We start from the raw sequence: 17877 nt of genomic DNA, 5'->3' as shown, positions 1-17877 counted from the left end.
TACCCCAAGGAGAAGGAAAACATGATGAATTTTCCGGAATTTTATATTTTCAAACCACATTATAATCTTTATTTCCGTACACTAAGATTTTGAATCAGGCGGAGACGATCATCTTCAGAGAGGTTATATTGGATCTGGAAACATCCCGAACATACATACATTTGTACAGAGAAAGGTGCATCCAGCAACGAGTTCGCACCAGAGACGGCATTAGCAACAGGATTGAAGTTATCCTTCGTTGCCTTCTGTGTACCTGTGAGAATCATAAATTCACGGCAATGCGGACATTCTGGCACTTCTTCTTGCAGATCAAGCTGTTTCTCCACACCTTCTTCATATTGAATCAGATCATTACCCTCATCTGCATACTTCTGTAATGTACGAAGCTCAGGCAATTTTAGCTCTACTTCGTTCCCCCACAGGGCGGCAAGATCCGTAGTTTGTTCATCGTCCGTTACATCATCGACATCATAGATGTCTTCCTCGGAATCGTCAGTCTCTTCATCACCGATATTGATATTTAAGGTACGATATCCCTTAAGTTCATTGTGACAATAAGGGCATTCTTCTTCTGGACCGAGTTCCTCGTCCCATACAATTTCGGTTTGGCACCATGGGCATACTGTTGTTTCCATTATTAAATCAACCTTTCTCTCCTAATATCATGTGTTCATAACATAAATGATGCCAATCGCAAAAAAAACAATGGATGCAGCAAACAGAATCCGTATCAAAATTTTCATCAACGGTCCCCCTACATGATGCTCGCGCCAATAACAAATGACAACGAGACGGAAATAATCATGGATATCAATCCAACAGCCCGGTTATCCGCTTCAATCTCCTTGTCAATGGAGAACACCGGTGTTAGAAATTCGAATAAAAAATAGGCAATGAGCAGAAGGACAAATCCTACAATTGACCACGTCATGGCTTCATATACCGAAGATTTGGCCTGGATGCAGAAATGAAGCACATTACAGATTCCGAAGATCTTGCCTCCTGTAGCCATGGCTACAGCCACGTTTCCCTTCTTGATCTCATGCCAGCATTTGTATTTGGTCACCAGTTCGAAGCAAGCGAGAAATACTAGCAATTCCATAATCGCTACGGAGAAAAATCCGAGCACCATCCCCAAGGGATGGGACAGCAATTGGTCAATCGTCCCCTTCACTCACCGTTCCCCTTCCCCATTCAGCTGCCTCAATCGATTAGGCAGCTGGATATCTTTGATTCATGGTCGGGCTATTCCAATTCTGCGACGGTTACACCGTTTCCGCCTTCTCCGTAATTGCCCAGCCGGTAACTTTTTATATGTCTATGCTTACGAAGGTAATCCTGAATACCGGAACGTAAAATTCCCGTTCCCTTACCATGAATAATATAAACCTGACCCAGATTAGCCAGGAAAGCTTCATCGATAAAACGATCCGTTTCCATCAGGGCTTCTTCCAGATTCGTTCCCCGCAGATCCAGTTCGCTCTTCACATTGTCATCACGGGTTCGTTTCACGCCCGTTACCGGTTTCTGCTTCGGTTTGGATTCTGCTGGTGCAGACTGCTGCAATTCAAGATCATTCAGGGACACCTTCATTTTCATAATCCCCAACTGTACTATCGCTTCTTTGGTGCCTGACATCTCGACTACGTGACCTTTTTGATTCAAACTATAAACGAGAACTTCATCGCCCGGCCCGATTGCACGAGTCTTGGTTGCAGTTGCATTGCGCTTAACCGTTTTTTTACGTTTTTCCGGTTCGGCTTCATCCAGTTGTTTCCGAGCAGCTATAAGCTTGTGCTCTTTAACGGAGGCCCCTTCTTCCATGGCAAGCTGGCGAAGATCCGCTATAATCTTCTCAGCCTCTGCTCTCGCCTTGTCCACAATGGAACGGGCATCTTCTTCTGCTTTTTCTATGCGACGGTCACGCTGCTGCTCCAGCTTCTCCAGTTCCGCTTGATGCCTGCTGCGCAATTTCTCCATATCCTGGCGCAGAAGTTCCGCGCGCTCACGTTCCTGCTCAGCCGTAAGCCGGTTCTCTTCGAGAGAAGCAATCATATGCTCAACCCGCTGGTCTTCTTCCTTCACTTCACCACGCGCATAATTGAGAATGTATCCCGGCAAACCCAATCGTTCGGCAATTGCAAACGCATTACTCCGCCCAGGCACACCGACAAGAAGCCGATAGGTTGGGCTCAGTGTGTTTACGTCAAATTCCATACTCGCATTAATAACACCTTTACGCTCATAGGCGTAAGCTTTCAATTCACTGTAATGTGTTGTAGCTACCATCCGGCATCCAGTCTGGTGCATGTGCTCCAAAATGGAAATGGCCAGTGCAGAGCCTTCGGCCGGGTCCGTACCCGCCCCCACCTCATCAAGGAGGACCAAGCTTTTGGTAGTCATATTTTTCAATATCCGAATAATGTTCGTCATATGGCTGGAAAACGTACTCAGATTCTGTTCAATGCTCTGCTCATCACCAATATCCGCATAGATCGCATCAAATACACACAGTTGGCTGCCATCCTCGGCTGGAACGAACAACCCTGACATCGCCATGAGGCTCAGCAATCCAATCGTTTTGAGCGTGACGGTCTTTCCTCCCGTATTGGGACCCGTCACGATGATAGACGTATATTCATTGCCCAGTTCAATATCGGTAGGCACCACATTTTCGATGGAAATCAGCGGATGACGTCCCTTTTTAATCTTAAGGAATCCCCGGTCATTCATCCGTGGCAATGTGGCCTTCAGTTCCCGTGCAAGGCGTGCTTTCGCAAAAATGAAATCAAGTGATCCCAACAGGTCGACATCATACAACAGCCACTCCACCTGTTCACTGACAAGAGCCGTCAATTTCTGCAAAATCACTTCAATTTCGCGTTCTTCCCGGATCCGGGTCTCGCGCAATTTGTTGTTCATGGCGACGATGGATTCCGGCTCTATAAACAGGGTTGCACCCGAACCGGATTGATCGTGCACAATCCCACCGAAATAGGAACGATATTCCGCCTTTACAGGAATAACAAACCGATCGCCACGAATGGTAATGATTTGATCCTGTAACATTTTGGATACTGTAGAAGAACGAATCATTGAATCCAGCTTCTCGCGAATGCGTGCCTCACCACCGCGAAGCTCACGACGAATCTGCGCCAGCGTTACACTCGCGCTGTCAGAAACTTCAGCATTATCGTCAATACAATTGCGAATCGCATCTTCAAGTGTCTTTTGCTCGGATATTTGATCACTGATATAGAACAGCGATTCCACTTTTTCATCGTCATGAAGCGCAGCAATCTGGCGTTTCAACCGACGTGCAGCAAAGGTAGTATTGGAAATCCCCAAAAGTTCATGCGGATTCAACGTGCCTCCAATTTCTGCTCGTTTGACGGAAGCGGTAATATCTACAATTCCCCCAAAAGATGGAGACCCTTTCAGACGGTCAAACCTAAAGGCTTCATCCGTCTGCTGCAGAAGTCTCTTCACTTCTTCCAGTTCACTGATCGGCTCCAGTTGATCCGCTTTCTTTTTACCCATCGTAGTCTGGGCAAAGCTTTGCAATGTATTTAAAATTTTGCGATATTCCAATGTGTGTAAAATTTTCGTGTCCAAGTGTACAACTCCTTCCAAACTATAACTGTATTATAACGAAAGAAACTCCCTTGCGCTATTTAACGAATCCTTCCACACATAACTTGGGACTTGCCGCCGCAAACTACAAGTGTCAGGATTGTGCAACCTCTCCGTTTAACAGGATTCCACTGCCCAATCCCATCTGAATAAAAGGAGGTAAACACCATGAATTTTCTGGGACATGTCGTGCGATTTATCATCGCCGCAATTGTGTTGATGGTTGTCAGCTGGATCGTGCCCGGATTCGCCGTTGGCGGTTTCTGGAGTGCTCTGATGCTTGCTCTGGTTATCGCCCTTCTCGGTTGGATCATTGAAGGCATCTTCGGTAAAAGGATAAATCCTTTTGGCCGTGGTATTGTCGGCTTCATCGTCAGTGCACTGGTAATCTGGATTGGACAATATGTTGTAGATCATGTGCATGTCAGTCTGCTTGGTGCTGTTCTGGCTGCATTGGTCATTGGGATCATTGATCTCTTCATTCCGGTTTCTACGCCTTTTGATGCCGGAAGAAGGTCTAAAGATCACGCATAGACTCCACTGTACCTATTTAGCCCCCGATATCCTGTGCCAGCTTCCCCTAAACCTCTGATGGCTTAAATGCCTGATGAGGTTTTTTTTGTCAAGCATATGTGAAGTTCAAAAAAACGACATAGGCAACGTGTACAGGCATCCTCAATTTGCGGTATGATGGCTGGAGAAATCATTCAAATTTTATCCATATCACGCTTTTTAAGGAGGCACATGATGAAGAGAGGCATAGCATGGCTTGCAGCCTGTATGTTGATCCTGGTCCTTGCTGCATGTGGAGGAACTGGCCAATCCGCAGAATCAAACGGCGAATCCGATTCGGGTGTTACAGCAAGCGAAGAACTGGTCATCAAAGCGAGCAACTATGAATTCGACCAGCCTGAATACCACTTGAAAAAAGGCGTCCCGGTTAAGATTGTTTATGAAAATACAAACGGAAACCATGGCGTTCTTGTGCCCGAGCTGAACCTTCGGCTGGATACCAAGAACAGTTCCAAAGTGATTACTCCCGACAAAGCAGGAGAATTCGAAATGTCCTGTTCCGTCTTTTGTGGAAGTGGTCATAGCAGTATGATCTCCAAAATTATTGTTGACGAATAGTGTTCAAGACAAGGAGCCCCCGTAACGACGGGAGCTCTTTCTTCATTATAACAAATTGTACACGAGTGCGCTGTGCAGGATTCGAGTCATGACATCATCATCAGGCTAGGTCTGATCCTGCTCAATCAATTCAATCCATTCGTTATATTCCGTCTGCAATTTCGTATATTCATCCCGCAACTGGCGATAATCCGTATTCAGCTGCTCCGCCTTCTCCTGCTCCATCTCACGTTCAACTTGCAGTAAACGCAACTGATGGGCCGCAAGTTCATACCGCTCACCGATCTCCAGCAATTCATGTTCCATCGTCTGCTTTTCTTCGATCGCTTCATTACGCTGCTGTGCAAGCTGCTGTCGCTCGTTTTCCAGCTCTTCAACCTTCTCCACACTGGCAGCACTTTCTTTCTGCCAAAGATTCAATTCATTCTCCAGCGCTGCCCAGCGTTCCTGCCATGATTGCTCCTGAGCCGCCCATTCATCTGCACGACGTTGCCAAACCTGATCTTGTTGTTCCGCATGTTGTTCTGCCTGTTCCACTCTGGAAATCAGCTCAACTTCCCGGGCAGTCAGCTCTTGCAGGCGAGAGGAGAGCTCTGCCTGTTTGGCAGATAATTCTTCATGCTTGATTTGCCACTCTAGTGCTTCTTCCTCTGTTTGAGTCAGCAAGCTGCCTTGTTCACTAATCCGTTCAGACAGCTGATTGGCATTCTGTCTGGATTCTTCAAGCGCACGTACAATCTCTTCCTTTTCTTCACTCATTTCATTCAGTTTGCGATTATAGTCCTCTTCACGTTGAAGTGCATCGCTGTAATCCTTACGGATTTGTTTATAACTTTCCTGCAGCTTGTCCAGCTCTGCACGGACTTCATTCATTTCATGGTTAAGTTCTTCTCGTTCTTGCTCCAGGAGGCTTGCTCGCGCGATATAACGTTCGGTTTCTTCACCAGCATGACGAGCCTCTTCTTTAACCACAGACAATTCATCGTGAAGGGACTGCACTCCCAATTCCAGTGTCTCATTTTGCTCTGCAGCTTCAAGTACCTGAGTTTCCAATTCACCGATCTCAATCAGACGTTGTTCCGCCTGCGCTTTCCAAGATTCCTCACTTTGGGTAAGTGTACTGATCTCATTTTGCAATATGCGAACTGCTGCATGGGCCTGTTCAAGCACTTTGTGCAATCTGCGCTGCTCATCCTCGGATTTCACTTCGGCTTCACGGAGTTTTGTGATCTCCTGTTCAAGATGGGCGTGCTGATCCTGTACTTTGCGCAGTTGTGCAGTCAGAGAAGTCTCACGCTCAACGGTCTCGTTATACTGTTGCTTCCATTGCTGCTGCGCTTCCCGGGACTGTTGGACATCAGCTTCTGTGTTACGAAGCTGTTCCTGCAACTGGGCACTGTCTGCTATCAATTGTTCCAATTGCTGCTCAAGCTCCGTAATTCGACGAAGCTGAACATCCTGCTCCTGCTTGTGTATGGCTTGTTCATTGCGTAACGTCTCCGTTTGGCTTCGCTCGTTCAGCAGCTGTTGTTCTTGATCGGCAATCACCTCTTGAGCATTCTTGAGTTGCTTCCGGGCTTCAACGAATTGACCTTCGATATCTTTCAGGCGCGACTCCGCCCGTTTACGCTCTTCTTCCAACTGCTGCTTCAGCTTGCTACGTTCCTCTTGCAGCAAAGCCTCCGTTGTTACAGCGACTTCGGCCGCCTGAGTCCGAGCCGCTTCATTGATTTGTTTAATCTGCTCTTCATAAGCTGCTTCTTTTTCCATCCATTCCAATTCCGCCTGTTCGGATGATTCCTTGAACGTTGCATTCAGCTCTTCGATCTCAGCCAGTCGCTTCTGCTCCGCTTGCTGCAGCAGTAAAGTCTGTTCTTCCTTTGCCTTGTCAGTCAGTTCTTGAACTTGCTTTGCAGCAGATTGTTCTGCCTGCTGGATACGCTGTTCCATCTCGGACTGAAGTTCACGATATCGAAGCTGGGCATCTTCCTGAACTTTTTGCAATTGGACCTCAGCTTGTTCCAATTCAGACAAAATTGCAGCTTCAGCTTGTTCCTTCGCCGCTTGTACCTGCTCTGCAGCCTGAACCTCAATTTTTTGACGTTCTGCCACAGCCCGAGCTTCTGCTTCTTTCAGTTGTGCTGCCGTCTTATCCTGCAATTCCTTGTATTGTGCAATCGCTTTGGCCTGGGTCTGCTGTAGCTCAGTTGCTAAACGAGTCTGCGCTTCCTTCAGCTGGGTCGCCGCCTGAGCCTGGGCATTCTTGAGTTGATTTGCTGCTTTTTCTTCCGCTTCTTTCAGACGGGCCTGCCCCTTCTCTTCCGCTGCTTTCAATTGAGCCGCAGCTTGAGCCTGAAGCTTCTGCTCACGATCTGCTGCCTGAGCTCGTTCCTGTTCAAGTAATGCCTTGAGCTTTGCTACCTCTGCTTGTTGGTCCTTCTGAAGCTTTGCAAAGGCCTGTTCCGCCTCATTCTTCAGCTTGGTTGCTTCAGCCAGAGCTTGGTCTCGGCGTTCCAATTCCTGCTGATGTTCATTTTGTATGGCTATCAGCCGATTTAACTCATTTCTCAGTTCGGTACGTTCACCGGTCAGCATTTTCAGCTCATTCCGAATTTCCTGAGTCTGAAGAGACTGCTCAGCCATATGTACAGCTGCCAGCACCGCAATACGAGGAGTATCCAGTCGGGAATGATGTTTGGAGATAGCGCTCATTCGCTCATCCACCAGGTTAGCTACTTGTTTCATATAGTCGGCACTGCTGCCAACCAGTTTATAGGAAGTCCCGTAGATCTCTACGGTGACGCGTGTACGATCAGGTGTAGTCACAGTTGTGCCCTCCTTCAAGTCTGTATGTTGATTCTAAGCTGTTTAACAAAAAAAGTCACATCGATCCTCTAATGCTAAGGATTCGATGTGACTTCAAGCAATTCCTGCTAATCTTTGTTCAAAAAATTGACTTATGTTCTATTTACGCAATTCGGCTCCGAATTGCTCTTCCAGACGAGCAACCACACGAGCATGAACCTCGGTAATTTCTTCATCTGTCAAAGTCCGTTCACGATTGCGATAAACGAGAGACATTGCTACACTCTTCTTGTCATCACCCAGCTTGCTGCCTGTGAACACATCAAATACCTGTACCGTTTGCAGCAGCTCACCCGCCGATTCACGAATGGCACGCAGCATATCTCCTGCTTCGATATCTTTGCTAACAACCACGGCAACATCCCGCTCAACCGCCGGGAAACGTGGAAGTTCACGATAACGGATGTCCGCATCCGCTTCGCTATAGATCGCTTCAAGTCCAATCTCGGCGAGGTACACGTCGTTCAGATCATATTGCTGTTGCAGCTCAGGATGCAATTGACCCATCGTACCGATCAATTTGCCTTCACCGCCGTCTTTTGCTTCCAAATAAACAGATGCAGAACGTCCCGGGTGGAATCCTTCAGGGCTGTTCGCCACCAGACGAATACGTTGCTCCAGACCCACGTAGGCGAAGAGGTTCTCAAGTGCACCTTTCAGATCGAAGAAGTCCACTTTTTCTGCTCCCACATTCCACTGCTGAGATGCACGATTTCCCGTAAGCAACAAGCTCAACACTGGAATCTCGTGTGGCTGTTTGGTCAGTTTCTCTTCTTCGGTGAAAAACACACTGCCCACTTCGAACACAGCCAGTGAATCTGCCTTGCGATTCATATTGTACACTGCTGCATCCAGCATTTGCGGTAAAATGCTCTTGCGGAGCACACTTCGATCCTCACTCATTGGCATAGCCAGCTTCACCGCTTGACTGCCTTCTGTCAAAGCGGGGAACAAAGATACGTTGTCCGGGTGAACGAACGAATAACTGATCATTTCCTGCCAGCCGCTGCCTGCAAACAGACCACGAATGGTACGTCGCATTGCCTGGGATGGTGTGTAAGCACCTGGTGTTGTCGGCCCTTCGATCAATGTGGTTGGAATATTGTCATATCCGTACAAACGTGCAATCTCTTCAAACAGATCCACATCAAGTGTAATATCCCCTCTGCGGCTTGACACTTCTACATCAAGCAGACCCTGCTGCGCATCACCACACGCAAAGTGCAAACGAGCGAAAATGGTTTTCACTTCAAGCAGAGACAAATCGGTTCCCAGATAACGATTCAGTTTATCCAGCGACAGCTGCACAACACGTTTATCCGCAGCCTCTGTTCCCGCTTCCACAATCCCTTGGTGAACTTCGCCTTCTGCATAACGCTGAATCAATTCAGCCGCACGGTTCAACGCCGTAATGACAGCAGCCGGATCGACTTCCTTCTCAAAACGCATGCTTGCTTCGGAACGCAGCCCCAGTTGGCGCGACGTTTTCCGAACGGTTCCGCCATCGAACTTGGCGGATTCCAGCAACAGATTCACTGTAGTTTCCGTTACCTCGGAATTCTCGCCACCCATAACACCCGCGATGGCTACCGGTTTCACGCCATCCGTAATAAGCAGCATATGCGGCTCCAGTTTACGTTCCTGGCTATCCAGCGTCACGATCGTTTCGCCTTCCTTGGCCATCCGGACTTCAATATGACCCTTCTCCAGCTTATCTGCATCAAAAGCATGCAGCGGCTGACCGTATTCCAGCATGACATAGTTCGTAATATCCACGATGTTATTGATCGGACGGATACCAGCGGCCATCAAGCGGTTTTGCATCCATTGCGGGGAAGCTCCAAGCTTAATTCCCGTTACATAACGGGCCGCATAGTGACTGCATTGTTCCGTAGCGGTAATCTCAACCGAAATATGATTCGCAGCCGCATCACTGATTTCCACCAATTGCTCTTTTGGATCAGGCAGCTTCACTTCACGACCCAGGATGGCACCAACTTCATAAGCCGCTCCACGCATACTGAGACAGTCGGAACGATTTGGCGTCAGGTCCAGTTCAAGCACATAATCATCAAGACCAAGAACCTGACTGATTGGCGTGCCAATCTCCGTCTGTTCTGGCAGAACGAGAATGCCTTCCTGCTGGTCCTTCGGCAGCAACTTGTCGTTCATGCCCAGTTCTTTCGCAGAGCAGATCATGCCAAGGGATACGACGCCCCGCAGCTTGGCTTTTTTGATATCGAGTCCACCAGGGAGCTTTGCTCCGACCAGGGCAACGACTACCTTTTGACCGGCATCCACATTTTTCGCACCACACACGATTTGCAGATCTTCTTCCTGACCGGCATCAATCACACATACATTCAGCTTGTCAGCGTCAGGGTGCTTCTCCTTGCTCTTCACGTAACCGACAACCACGTTGTTCACACCCTGGTTCCGGTTCTCCACTACATCAATCTCAATACCCGCACGGGTCATTTTCTCAGCCAGCTCTTGCGGCTCTACGCCTTCCAGCGCGATATAATCAGACAGCCAATCTGTCGATACTCTCATGGACGTTCACTTCCTAATCTATAAATTGGTGTTGCAAATGAAGGGCGTTCGCCCAGTATGCTACTTCGGTAATTACAGTCGTCCGAATTGTTTCAGGAACGCCATATCACTGTTGTAGAAATGACGAATGTCATCAATGCCATATTTCAGCATGGCAATACGCTCTACGCCCATTCCGAATGCAAACCCACTGTATTTCGCCGGATCATAACCGCCCATCTCGAGCACTTTCGGGTGAACCATACCGCCGCCTAAGATCTCAAGCCAGCCCGTCTGTTTACATACCCGGCAACCACTGCCACCGCATTGTACGCAAGTGACATCCACTTCCGCACTTGGCTCAGTGAACGGGAAGAAGCTTGGACGGAGACGGATTTCGGTATGTGCACCGAACATTTCGCGTACGAATTGCAGCAAAGTTCCCTTCAAGTCGCTCATGCGAATATTCTCGCTAATGACCAGACCCTCAACCTGATTGAACTGGAACGAATGCGTCGCATCATCATCGTCACGACGGTATACTTTACCCGGGCAGATGACTTTAACAGGCACATCGCCTTTCATGCTTTGCATGGTACGAACCTGAACCGGTGACGTATGTGTGCGCATCAACAGGTCTTCTGTTACATAGAAGGAATCCTGCATATCACGTGCCGGGTGGTTCTTCGGCAGATTCAGTGCTTCGAAGTTGTAATAATCCATTTCAACCTCAGGGCCTTCCGCTACCCGGTATCCCATACCAATGAAAATATCTTCGATTTCCTGTACCACTTTGGTCAATGGATGCAGTCCGCCCTGACGTCCGCGACGTCCCGGCAGGGTCACATCAATCTTCTCGGATTGTAGACGTTTCGCCGTCTCTTCCTTTTGGAACTGCTCCTGCTTGCTGTCAATCACTTCTTCAATCGCGCCGCGAACATCATTGGCCACCTGGCCAATCACCGGACGTTCCTCTGCACTAAGCGCACCCATACCGCGCAATATCTCGGTCAATGCACCCTTCTTCCCCAAATACTTTACACGCAGATCACTCAGCGTCTGTGGATCCTTCACGACAGACAGTTGTTCCAGCGCTTCGATCTTTAATGCCTCCAAACGTTCTTTCATGTGTAAATGCCCCCTTTATGTGGTTTATTGCAACAAAAAAAGGCCTTCTCTCCCCTGAAGGGACGAAAAGACCGTGGTACCACCCTTGTTAGACATTCAGTGCTGCCCGGCCCTTCCGGCCTGCAACATGTTTGCCTCACTCTATACGGGATAACGACCGTTAACCGTCAGCCCCTACTAACTCCAGCGATGAATCGCAAGATATGGTTCAGGGAACCGCTCCGGAGTGAATTTCAGCAGCCTAGTTCTACAGAAACGCTCTCAATCTACGGCGTTTCCTCCCTGTCCAGAGGCACTGCTTACTTGTCTCCATCATCACGTTTGCATGTTAGAAAAACCTTCAAATTTACTGATGATCGTCCATTATTATATGCAAAATCACTCGAAATAGCAAGCTGTAAAGCTGCGTGATTAAACGTTATGCCCAAAAATGAGATGATTTTGCCTCATCCATCCATTACTTTTGTTTTCGCAGTTCATGCAACTGGTTCAAACGACGCTGAATTTCACGAACCTCGGCAACCTCAGCCGCCCGTTTGACTGCATCATCAGGCTTTGTTGATACATCCTTACCCGCACTGTTCATGGGAGATAACAACTCGGACAACCGCATTTCAAGCCGGAGCCGTTCATCATCTGATTCCCGAACCTCAAGGGCGGACTCTCGCAGTTTGGTGGATTGCTCCCAATCCTCCACTCCACCTTCGAACAGCGTAGCCTTCCCGCCCGGCTCCAGATCAAGCAAGCGATTGGCGAGTACTTTGGTCAGCATACGGTCATGGGATACGAGCACCAGCGCACCGGATGCCTGCTTCAATATATTCTCCATCACTTCCTGCGTGTCAATATCCAGATAATTCGTCGGTTCATCCAATACCAGCACGTTAGATCCCCCGAAATACAACCGCAGGAATGCAACTCTGCACTTCTCTCCCATACTCAAATCCCCAATACGCTTGAACACATCATCTCTTGAGAATAAAAAGCATCCCAGAATGGTACGTGCAGCACTTTGGGTCATGGATGGAAGACGGAGCAAACTGTCCAGAAGTGTCTCACTTTCCGGTAACCCCTCAAGCTCTTGCGAAAAATAACCGATCTTCAGCTGCGGATGGCGTGTCACTTTGCCCTGGGATGGTTGCAGCTCTCCAATCATCAGTTTGAGCAGTGTCGTCTTGCCTGTACCATTCGGACCACGTACGGCAAGACGATCTCCACGTTCGACCGCAATCCGGATATTGTGAAGCAATGTCGAGCTTCCTGGATAAGCAAAGCTAACGTCTTCCAATGCAAGGAGCTGACGGGCAGCCAGTGTATTTACCTGCAGTTCCATGTTTAATTTGGCAGCTTCACGAGGTTTATCCACCCGTTCTTTCTCCAGGCGCTCCAGTTGTTTCTGTTTGGCATGGTAGCGGGAAATATTCTTGTTGGCCTTGGCTTTATAGAAGCTCTGAGTGATTTTGACCTCCACATCGGTCGCTGAATTATGAGCCTGATGAAACCACTGCTGGTAATTGCGGATCGTCTCTTCGAGCGCTTTCCGCTCCAGTTCCTGCTTGCGATAGGTCGCTTCCTGCTCACGCCATTCGCGTTCCTTGTGGCCCTTATAATCTGTATAGCCGCCCTTATATTTGGTCAGGGCATCCGGGCTGAACTCGACGACGCCCGTTGCTACCTGATCAATAAAGGTCCGGTCATGAGAGACAAACAACAAGGTTCCGGCATAGGTGGATAGCCATTCCTCAAGCCAGCGCATGCTCTCTTCATCCAGATGATTCGTCGGTTCATCCAGAATAAGAAATTTCGGTTTACTGACCAGCAATCCTGCGAGACGAGCCTTTGTTTTTTGCCCACCACTCAAAGAATGATACGGCCGACTCCAATGTTCCGACGTTAACCCCAGACGTGTCAGTACCTTCTCTACCTCCGTCTCCCACATATACCCGTTCAATTGCTCATATTGTTCCATTGCTATTGTGTATGCTGCCAGTAATGACTTCTCATCTGCCGCTTCACCCTCGCCCATACGTTGTTCCAGTTCTTCCAGGTCACGCTTCACCTGGTAGATCTGTCCACTTTCCTGACGGACGGCATCCAGCACATTGATGTCGGGTTCGATCATGGAGCGCTGGCGCATGAACCCCCACTCCTGCTGCGGAACGTGGCGTTCGATGCGTCCACCACCCTCTTCTTCTCCAAGAATGATGCGTAATAAGGTAGTCTTGCCACACCCGTTACGACCCAGAATGGCGAGCCGCTCGCCTTCATTTATTTCCAGATTCAATCCTGCGAACAACTCATTTCCGTTCCACTCTTTTGATACTTCATGTAGGCGTACCATTGTCATCATGAGGCCTCATCCTTCCTGCAATTCAAAATAAAAAAACCGCTGGCATCAGCCGGCGGTCTGGCAATTCAGGATTGAATAAAGCGTCAAAAAACAAGCATAAGATACCCCTCGGTATGAACAAAGAACCCTTAAAAGGGTACACACGAGCTAAGCCAGAACAGCCTGCCTGTCTCCATACCTGATCCCATAGCTGAATTTAGACACACGAATCCCCTCATTGCTCAGCCGCTCTGGCTGACTGCGTCAATACACTCTCTGCAGTTACTGGGGTTCAATTCATGTGTTTTACTTCATGGGACGTATGGTTACCTCTCATTCATGTGTAGTATCGATTTCTTCGTTATTGTACCAGATGATGGGGAAAAAGCAAAGGTTTTGAATTGGTTTCAGCGATATGGCTTGGCAGATGTATAGCCGATTATTATGGGCCATTTGGAATCAACATTTCATCCATTACGATTGTGGTACATATACCTCCAAAAAAAATAAAACCCTTGTATTCACAAGGGTTTCGGATGTTGCATGAGTTAAGCGGGTGATGGGAATCGAACCCACGCTATTAGCTTGGAAGGCTAAAGTTCTACCATTGAACTACACCCGCACGAATGACGATCGGGACGACACGATTTGAACATGCGACCCCCTGGTCCCAAACCAGGTGCTCTACCAAGCTGAGCTACGTCCCGTTAAGTTTCGAGGAACATTAACACGAATTTCACAAAACTAATATACCATGAACATCCAAGGCTTGCAACTTTTTTTCCACTTCCAACCTAACTTTCAAAACAAAAAAGACAGAAGCGTCCTACGCCTCTGCCCATCCTATCCTGTGGGTTTATCTACATCACTCAAAAACTTCTCCTCGAAATCCGCTGCTGTAATCGGCTTGCTGAAAAAGTACCCCTGAGCCTCGTGACAATGCTGATTACGAAGAAATGACAGCTGGTCCTCATTTTCCACACCCTCAGCTGTTACTTTCAAATGCAAGTGATGCGCCATGGATGTGATGGTCGACACAATCGCTGCATTGTTACTATCCTCCATGACTTCATTGACAAAGGAACGGTCGATCTTGAGTCGATCAATTGGCAGATCTTTCAGATAATGAAGGGAGCTGTACCCTGTTCCAAAATCATCAATACTGATATGAACACCAATCTCCTTGATTTTCCGCAACTGTTCAAAGGCTCGGTCCTTATCAAACGTCATGCTTTCCGTTATCTCAAGTTCGAGCCACACTGGCTCCAATCCTGTTTCCTTGAGGATACCGCTAATGTTATCCAGCAGGTGGGAATGCCTGAATTGTCTCATAGACAGGTTAACGGATACACACAGCTTGCGGTAACCCGCTTCCTGCCACCGTTTGTTCTGTGTACATGCCTCTCGCAACACCCATTCTCCTAGAGGAACAATCAGCCCACTTTCCTCAGCGAGAGGAATAAATTCAGCAGGGGATACCGCTCCTCTGAGCGGGTGCTGCCAGCGTACCAAAGCCTCCATACCTACAATCAAGCCACTTGCCAAATTAACCTGCGGCTGATACACCAGATAGAACTGTCCCCGATCCAACGCTTTACGCAGATCATTCTCAAGCTGCAACCGTTCCTGGGCTTTCATCTGCATCGCGTGCGCATACCGGTTGAGCTCCACTCCCTGATCTTTGGCATGATGCAATGCCGTATCCGCATTCTGAATGATCTCCTCCGGTGAGTCTCCGTCGTGCGGGAATATCGCCATGCCAATACCCAGCGTGAGATGATATTCGTTTCCATCTACTGTTACAGGTTTTTCGAATAGTTGCAAAATGGATCTTGTCCGCCGTAACGCCGTATCTGTTATGCAGAAATCTGTCATTGTCAGAACGAATTCATCTCTTCCCAGTCCGAACACTTCCTCTCCGGGGAGCGAAGAATGCTTCAGACGCTGTCCTACCTGACGAAGTACACGGTTAGCTGCTTGTTGACCCAGTGAATCATTAATCGTTTTGAATCGGTTAATGTTCAGTACCAGTACGCCGACAAGCTGCTCCTCCACCACAGCCTCGTCCATCATCACTTTGAGTCGTTGAGATAGGCGACGGCGATTCGGCAGGCCTGTCACATCATCATGATGAGCAATAAAGTTCATTTTTGCTTCAGCTACCTGCTGCTTGAGGAAAGGCGTATCCACTACAGATGAATATAGACCCTTCTGGATAAAGAAATAAGCCAAACAGTCGCTGAACAGACCCCATAAGAGATTGATATCATTAATCTGCGTTGCGGAAACAAAGTAACATTCGCCATAGAAAAAACACAGAATAGCGCAAAGGATGGAAGGCAAATCTCCCTCTCTGTTCTTTTTCCAGTGAACGAATAACACGGCAGCAGTAACGCCATACAGGATGCCCACCAGAAAATGAATCCGGGTAAACATCCCGCTAATTGCATCACCCGACATTAAGTTTGGCAGCACAGCCCATTCCTGAATAGCCAATATGTATAACATAACAAAAATTCCCAGCGTTCCGCTAAACAGCAAAAATTTGCGTGGTAACGCAATTTCCTTTTCTTTGACCGTATAAATGAACAGCAAACCCGCTGCACAAACCAGAGATCCAAGCGTCATCATTTTCAGCGAGAAATCGGACTCGGTCATGGCACCACTCGGCATTTCTTCGGCAAAAGATACGATGTGAACCAATTCAAACAAACCAATTAATAAAAACAACGTAGTCATCATGACCCTTCGCAGGGTCTGCCTTTGGGTCTGGAATAACCAGCTTTGATTGTAAATGCCGATACAGGCCGCTGTCGCAGCGAATCCACCCAAGAGTGTCAGAACCGGGTAACCCGATATGATCAGATCAGAGCTTGTAGAGGAACGAAACCATTGACTTGCGAGGAAACACATTAAGCCGCCTATAGCGACCCCACCTATTTTTCTCTGATCTTGCTGATTAGCCTTCATGCCGTGTTTTTCCTTCCCGGGATCACCTATCCTGAAATACCTTAACTATAAAAATATCTATTGTTACAAGATTCGACATTTTCATATCTACCAACGTTCAATTCACATGCACAAACATGCTATCTGGTACATAATAACATTTAATTCCGCAGACGTGAACTAAAAAATATGTACTCCTAGGAATATATATTCATATAAACGCCGAAAAATAAGGCATTTAGAACTAAAAAAACATGGATTCCCAATAGGACTCCATGTTTCTTTAGTTTACAACTGAATTTTAGCCTATTTTATTTATCGAAATTCACTTCTGGTGTTGTCAGTTTATCAAAAAAATCGACAACTTTATCTTTATCTTCTGACGAACGCAGTGCCATTGCCGAACGAGGATGCTCATCCAACGTACCTGTAATCATGTAAGGCAGAATGTAACCCCACTCTTCTTTTTCTCTGAGCGGGACCATCAATTGCTCCAATACACCAAGCACCGGACGCAAATTGTATTTCGTGCCTTTCAAGTGGGCAACTAGCAGTTCAGTCGGACAGTTCCCGGCAGCACGGCCCATTCCATATACGGAAGCATCAAGCAGTTCAACACCAAGCTCAGCCGCGATCAGTGTATTGGAGAATGCCAGTTGCATGTTATTGTGTGTATGAACACCAAGACGTTTGTTCGGCAAATGAGTCTTGAACTTCTCTACCAGGTATTTCACGTCATTATGATCCAGACTACCATAGGAGTCCACTATGTATACAACATCCACAGCACTTTCCTTGATCAGTTCAAAAGCTTCCAGCAGTTCATTCTCCATTACATTGGACAGTGCCATAATATTCAGTGTTGTTTCATACCCACGGTCATGGAACGTTTGAACCAGAGCGAGTGCCTTGTCCACATCTTTGCTGTAACAGGCTACACGGATCAGATCCAGCATGCTCTCGCTGCGTGGCAGAATATCATTCTCATCTACACGACCGACATCAACCAATGCAGACAATTTGGTGTTTCCTTTCTGAGGAATAACCTTGCGCAGGAAATCATCATTCAGAAAACGCCATGGTCCCGCCTCTTCCGCTCCCTTCAAGAGCTTCGGCGAATTTTTATATCCAATTTCCATATAATCAACGCCGGCTTCATTCAAACCAGCATACAGCTGCTGAACAAAGTCCACGCTAAAGTCCCAATTATTTACCAGCCCGCCATCACGGATTGTACAATCTACTATTTTGCAATGATTTGTCTTCATTAATGTCTCTGCTCCTTTTCTGACCAACTTGTGTATTCCTCT

The 17877-nt window shown here is 47.6% G+C and carries 11 protein-coding genes and 2 tRNA genes; 2 read left to right on the top strand and 11 right to left on the bottom strand.

The features are described 5' to 3' along the window. Positions 1–68: 68 nt before the first annotated feature. The 3 genes from JNUCC31_RS24205 to JNUCC31_RS24195 all read right to left on the bottom strand — a co-directional run bounded on the left by JNUCC31_RS24205 (position 69) and on the right by JNUCC31_RS24195 (position 3615). Entirely contained in the window at positions 69–635 is a 567-nt protein-coding gene (locus JNUCC31_RS24205; protein WP_192265482.1) for a hypothetical protein, read from the bottom strand. Positions 636–754: 119 nt separating this feature from the next. Further along, positions 755–1174, bottom strand: a complete 420-nt coding sequence (locus JNUCC31_RS24200) for a DUF350 domain-containing protein (protein WP_228469226.1) — start codon at positions 1172–1174, stop codon at positions 755–757. A 71-nt stretch (positions 1175–1245) separates the two neighbouring features. Then, the gene (locus tag JNUCC31_RS24195; RefSeq protein ID WP_192265481.1) at positions 1246–3615 is read right to left on the bottom strand and encodes an endonuclease MutS2; all 2370 of its coding nucleotides are present in this window, start codon (positions 3613–3615) and stop codon (positions 1246–1248) included. Positions 3616–3801: 186 nt separating this feature from the next. Here JNUCC31_RS24195 and JNUCC31_RS24190 point away from each other — a divergent pair, with 186 nt between their 5' ends. Both JNUCC31_RS24190 and JNUCC31_RS24185 read left to right on the top strand, forming a co-directional pair. Then, positions 3802–4167, top strand: coding sequence for a phage holin family protein (locus tag JNUCC31_RS24190; RefSeq protein WP_192265480.1), 366 nt, complete (start codon positions 3802–3804; stop codon positions 4165–4167). A 210-nt stretch (positions 4168–4377) separates the two neighbouring features. Beyond that, a complete protein-coding gene (locus tag JNUCC31_RS24185) occupies positions 4378–4764 on the top strand; it encodes a cupredoxin domain-containing protein (protein ID WP_416234328.1) in 387 nt (128 codons plus the stop codon). Between the two features lie 105 nt (positions 4765–4869). On the opposite strand, the gene JNUCC31_RS24180 is transcribed toward JNUCC31_RS24185, so the two are convergent. The 8 genes from JNUCC31_RS24180 to JNUCC31_RS24145 form a co-directional block, all read right to left on the bottom strand. Beyond that, positions 4870–7590, bottom strand: coding sequence for a cell division protein ZapA (locus tag JNUCC31_RS24180; RefSeq protein ID WP_192265479.1), 2721 nt, complete (start codon positions 7588–7590; stop codon positions 4870–4872). Between the two features lie 138 nt (positions 7591–7728). Then, positions 7729–10182 carry a phenylalanine--tRNA ligase subunit beta gene (pheT, locus tag JNUCC31_RS24175; RefSeq protein ID WP_192265478.1) on the bottom strand — a complete coding sequence of 818 codons (2454 nt, stop codon included), beginning with the start codon at positions 10180–10182 and terminating at the stop codon, positions 7729–7731. 72 nt (positions 10183–10254) lie between these two features. After that, entirely contained in the window at positions 10255–11289 is a 1035-nt protein-coding gene (pheS, locus tag JNUCC31_RS24170) for a phenylalanine--tRNA ligase subunit alpha (RefSeq protein ID WP_192265476.1), read from the bottom strand. 457 nt (positions 11290–11746) lie between these two features. Further along, complete coding sequence (gene abc-f / locus JNUCC31_RS24165; protein ID WP_192265474.1) at positions 11747–13639, bottom strand: ribosomal protection-like ABC-F family protein; 1893 nt, start codon at positions 13637–13639, stop codon at positions 11747–11749. A 530-nt stretch (positions 13640–14169) separates the two neighbouring features. Next, positions 14170–14240: transfer RNA gene (locus JNUCC31_RS24160), tRNA-Gly, on the bottom strand. Between the two features lie 11 nt (positions 14241–14251). Further along, positions 14252–14325: transfer RNA gene (locus JNUCC31_RS24155), tRNA-Pro, on the bottom strand. 136 nt (positions 14326–14461) lie between these two features. After that, entirely contained in the window at positions 14462–16588 is a 2127-nt protein-coding gene (locus JNUCC31_RS24150) for a putative bifunctional diguanylate cyclase/phosphodiesterase (protein ID WP_192265471.1), read from the bottom strand. A 290-nt stretch (positions 16589–16878) separates the two neighbouring features. Beyond that, positions 16879–17835 carry an aldolase catalytic domain-containing protein gene (locus tag JNUCC31_RS24145; protein ID WP_192265461.1) on the bottom strand — a complete coding sequence of 319 codons (957 nt, stop codon included), beginning with the start codon at positions 17833–17835 and terminating at the stop codon, positions 16879–16881. Positions 17836–17877 lie beyond the last annotated feature (42 nt).

The organism is Paenibacillus sp. JNUCC-31, from assembly GCF_014844075.1.
GTDB lineage: Bacteria > Bacillota > Bacilli > Paenibacillales > Paenibacillaceae > Paenibacillus.
Note: the sequence above shows the minus strand (reverse complement) of the source record. Positions and strands in the feature narration are given on the sequence as shown.

What these genes read in the sequence shown, in the direction of transcription:
- JNUCC31_RS24205 (WP_192265482.1), bottom strand. Translation starts at nt 635, where the DNA reads ATGGAAACAACAGTATGCCCATGGTGCCAAACCGAAATTGTATGGGAC.
- JNUCC31_RS24190 (WP_192265480.1), top strand. Translation starts at nt 3,802, where the DNA reads ATGAATTTTCTGGGACATGTCGTGCGATTTATCATCGCCGCAATTGTG.
- JNUCC31_RS24185 (WP_416234328.1), top strand. Translation starts at nt 4,378, where the DNA reads ATGATGAAGAGAGGCATAGCATGGCTTGCAGCCTGTATGTTGATCCTG.
- pheT (WP_192265478.1), bottom strand. Translation starts at nt 10,182, where the DNA reads ATGAGAGTATCGACAGATTGGCTGTCTGATTATATCGCGCTGGAAGGC.
- pheS (WP_192265476.1), bottom strand. Translation starts at nt 11,289, where the DNA reads ATGAAAGAACGTTTGGAGGCATTAAAGATCGAAGCGCTGGAACAACTG.
- abc-f (WP_192265474.1), bottom strand. Translation starts at nt 13,639, where the DNA reads ATGATGACAATGGTACGCCTACATGAAGTATCAAAAGAGTGGAACGGA.
- JNUCC31_RS24150 (WP_192265471.1), bottom strand. Translation starts at nt 16,588, where the DNA reads ATGAAGGCTAATCAGCAAGATCAGAGAAAAATAGGTGGGGTCGCTATA.
- JNUCC31_RS24145 (WP_192265461.1), bottom strand. Translation starts at nt 17,835, where the DNA reads ATGAAGACAAATCATTGCAAAATAGTAGATTGTACAATCCGTGATGGC.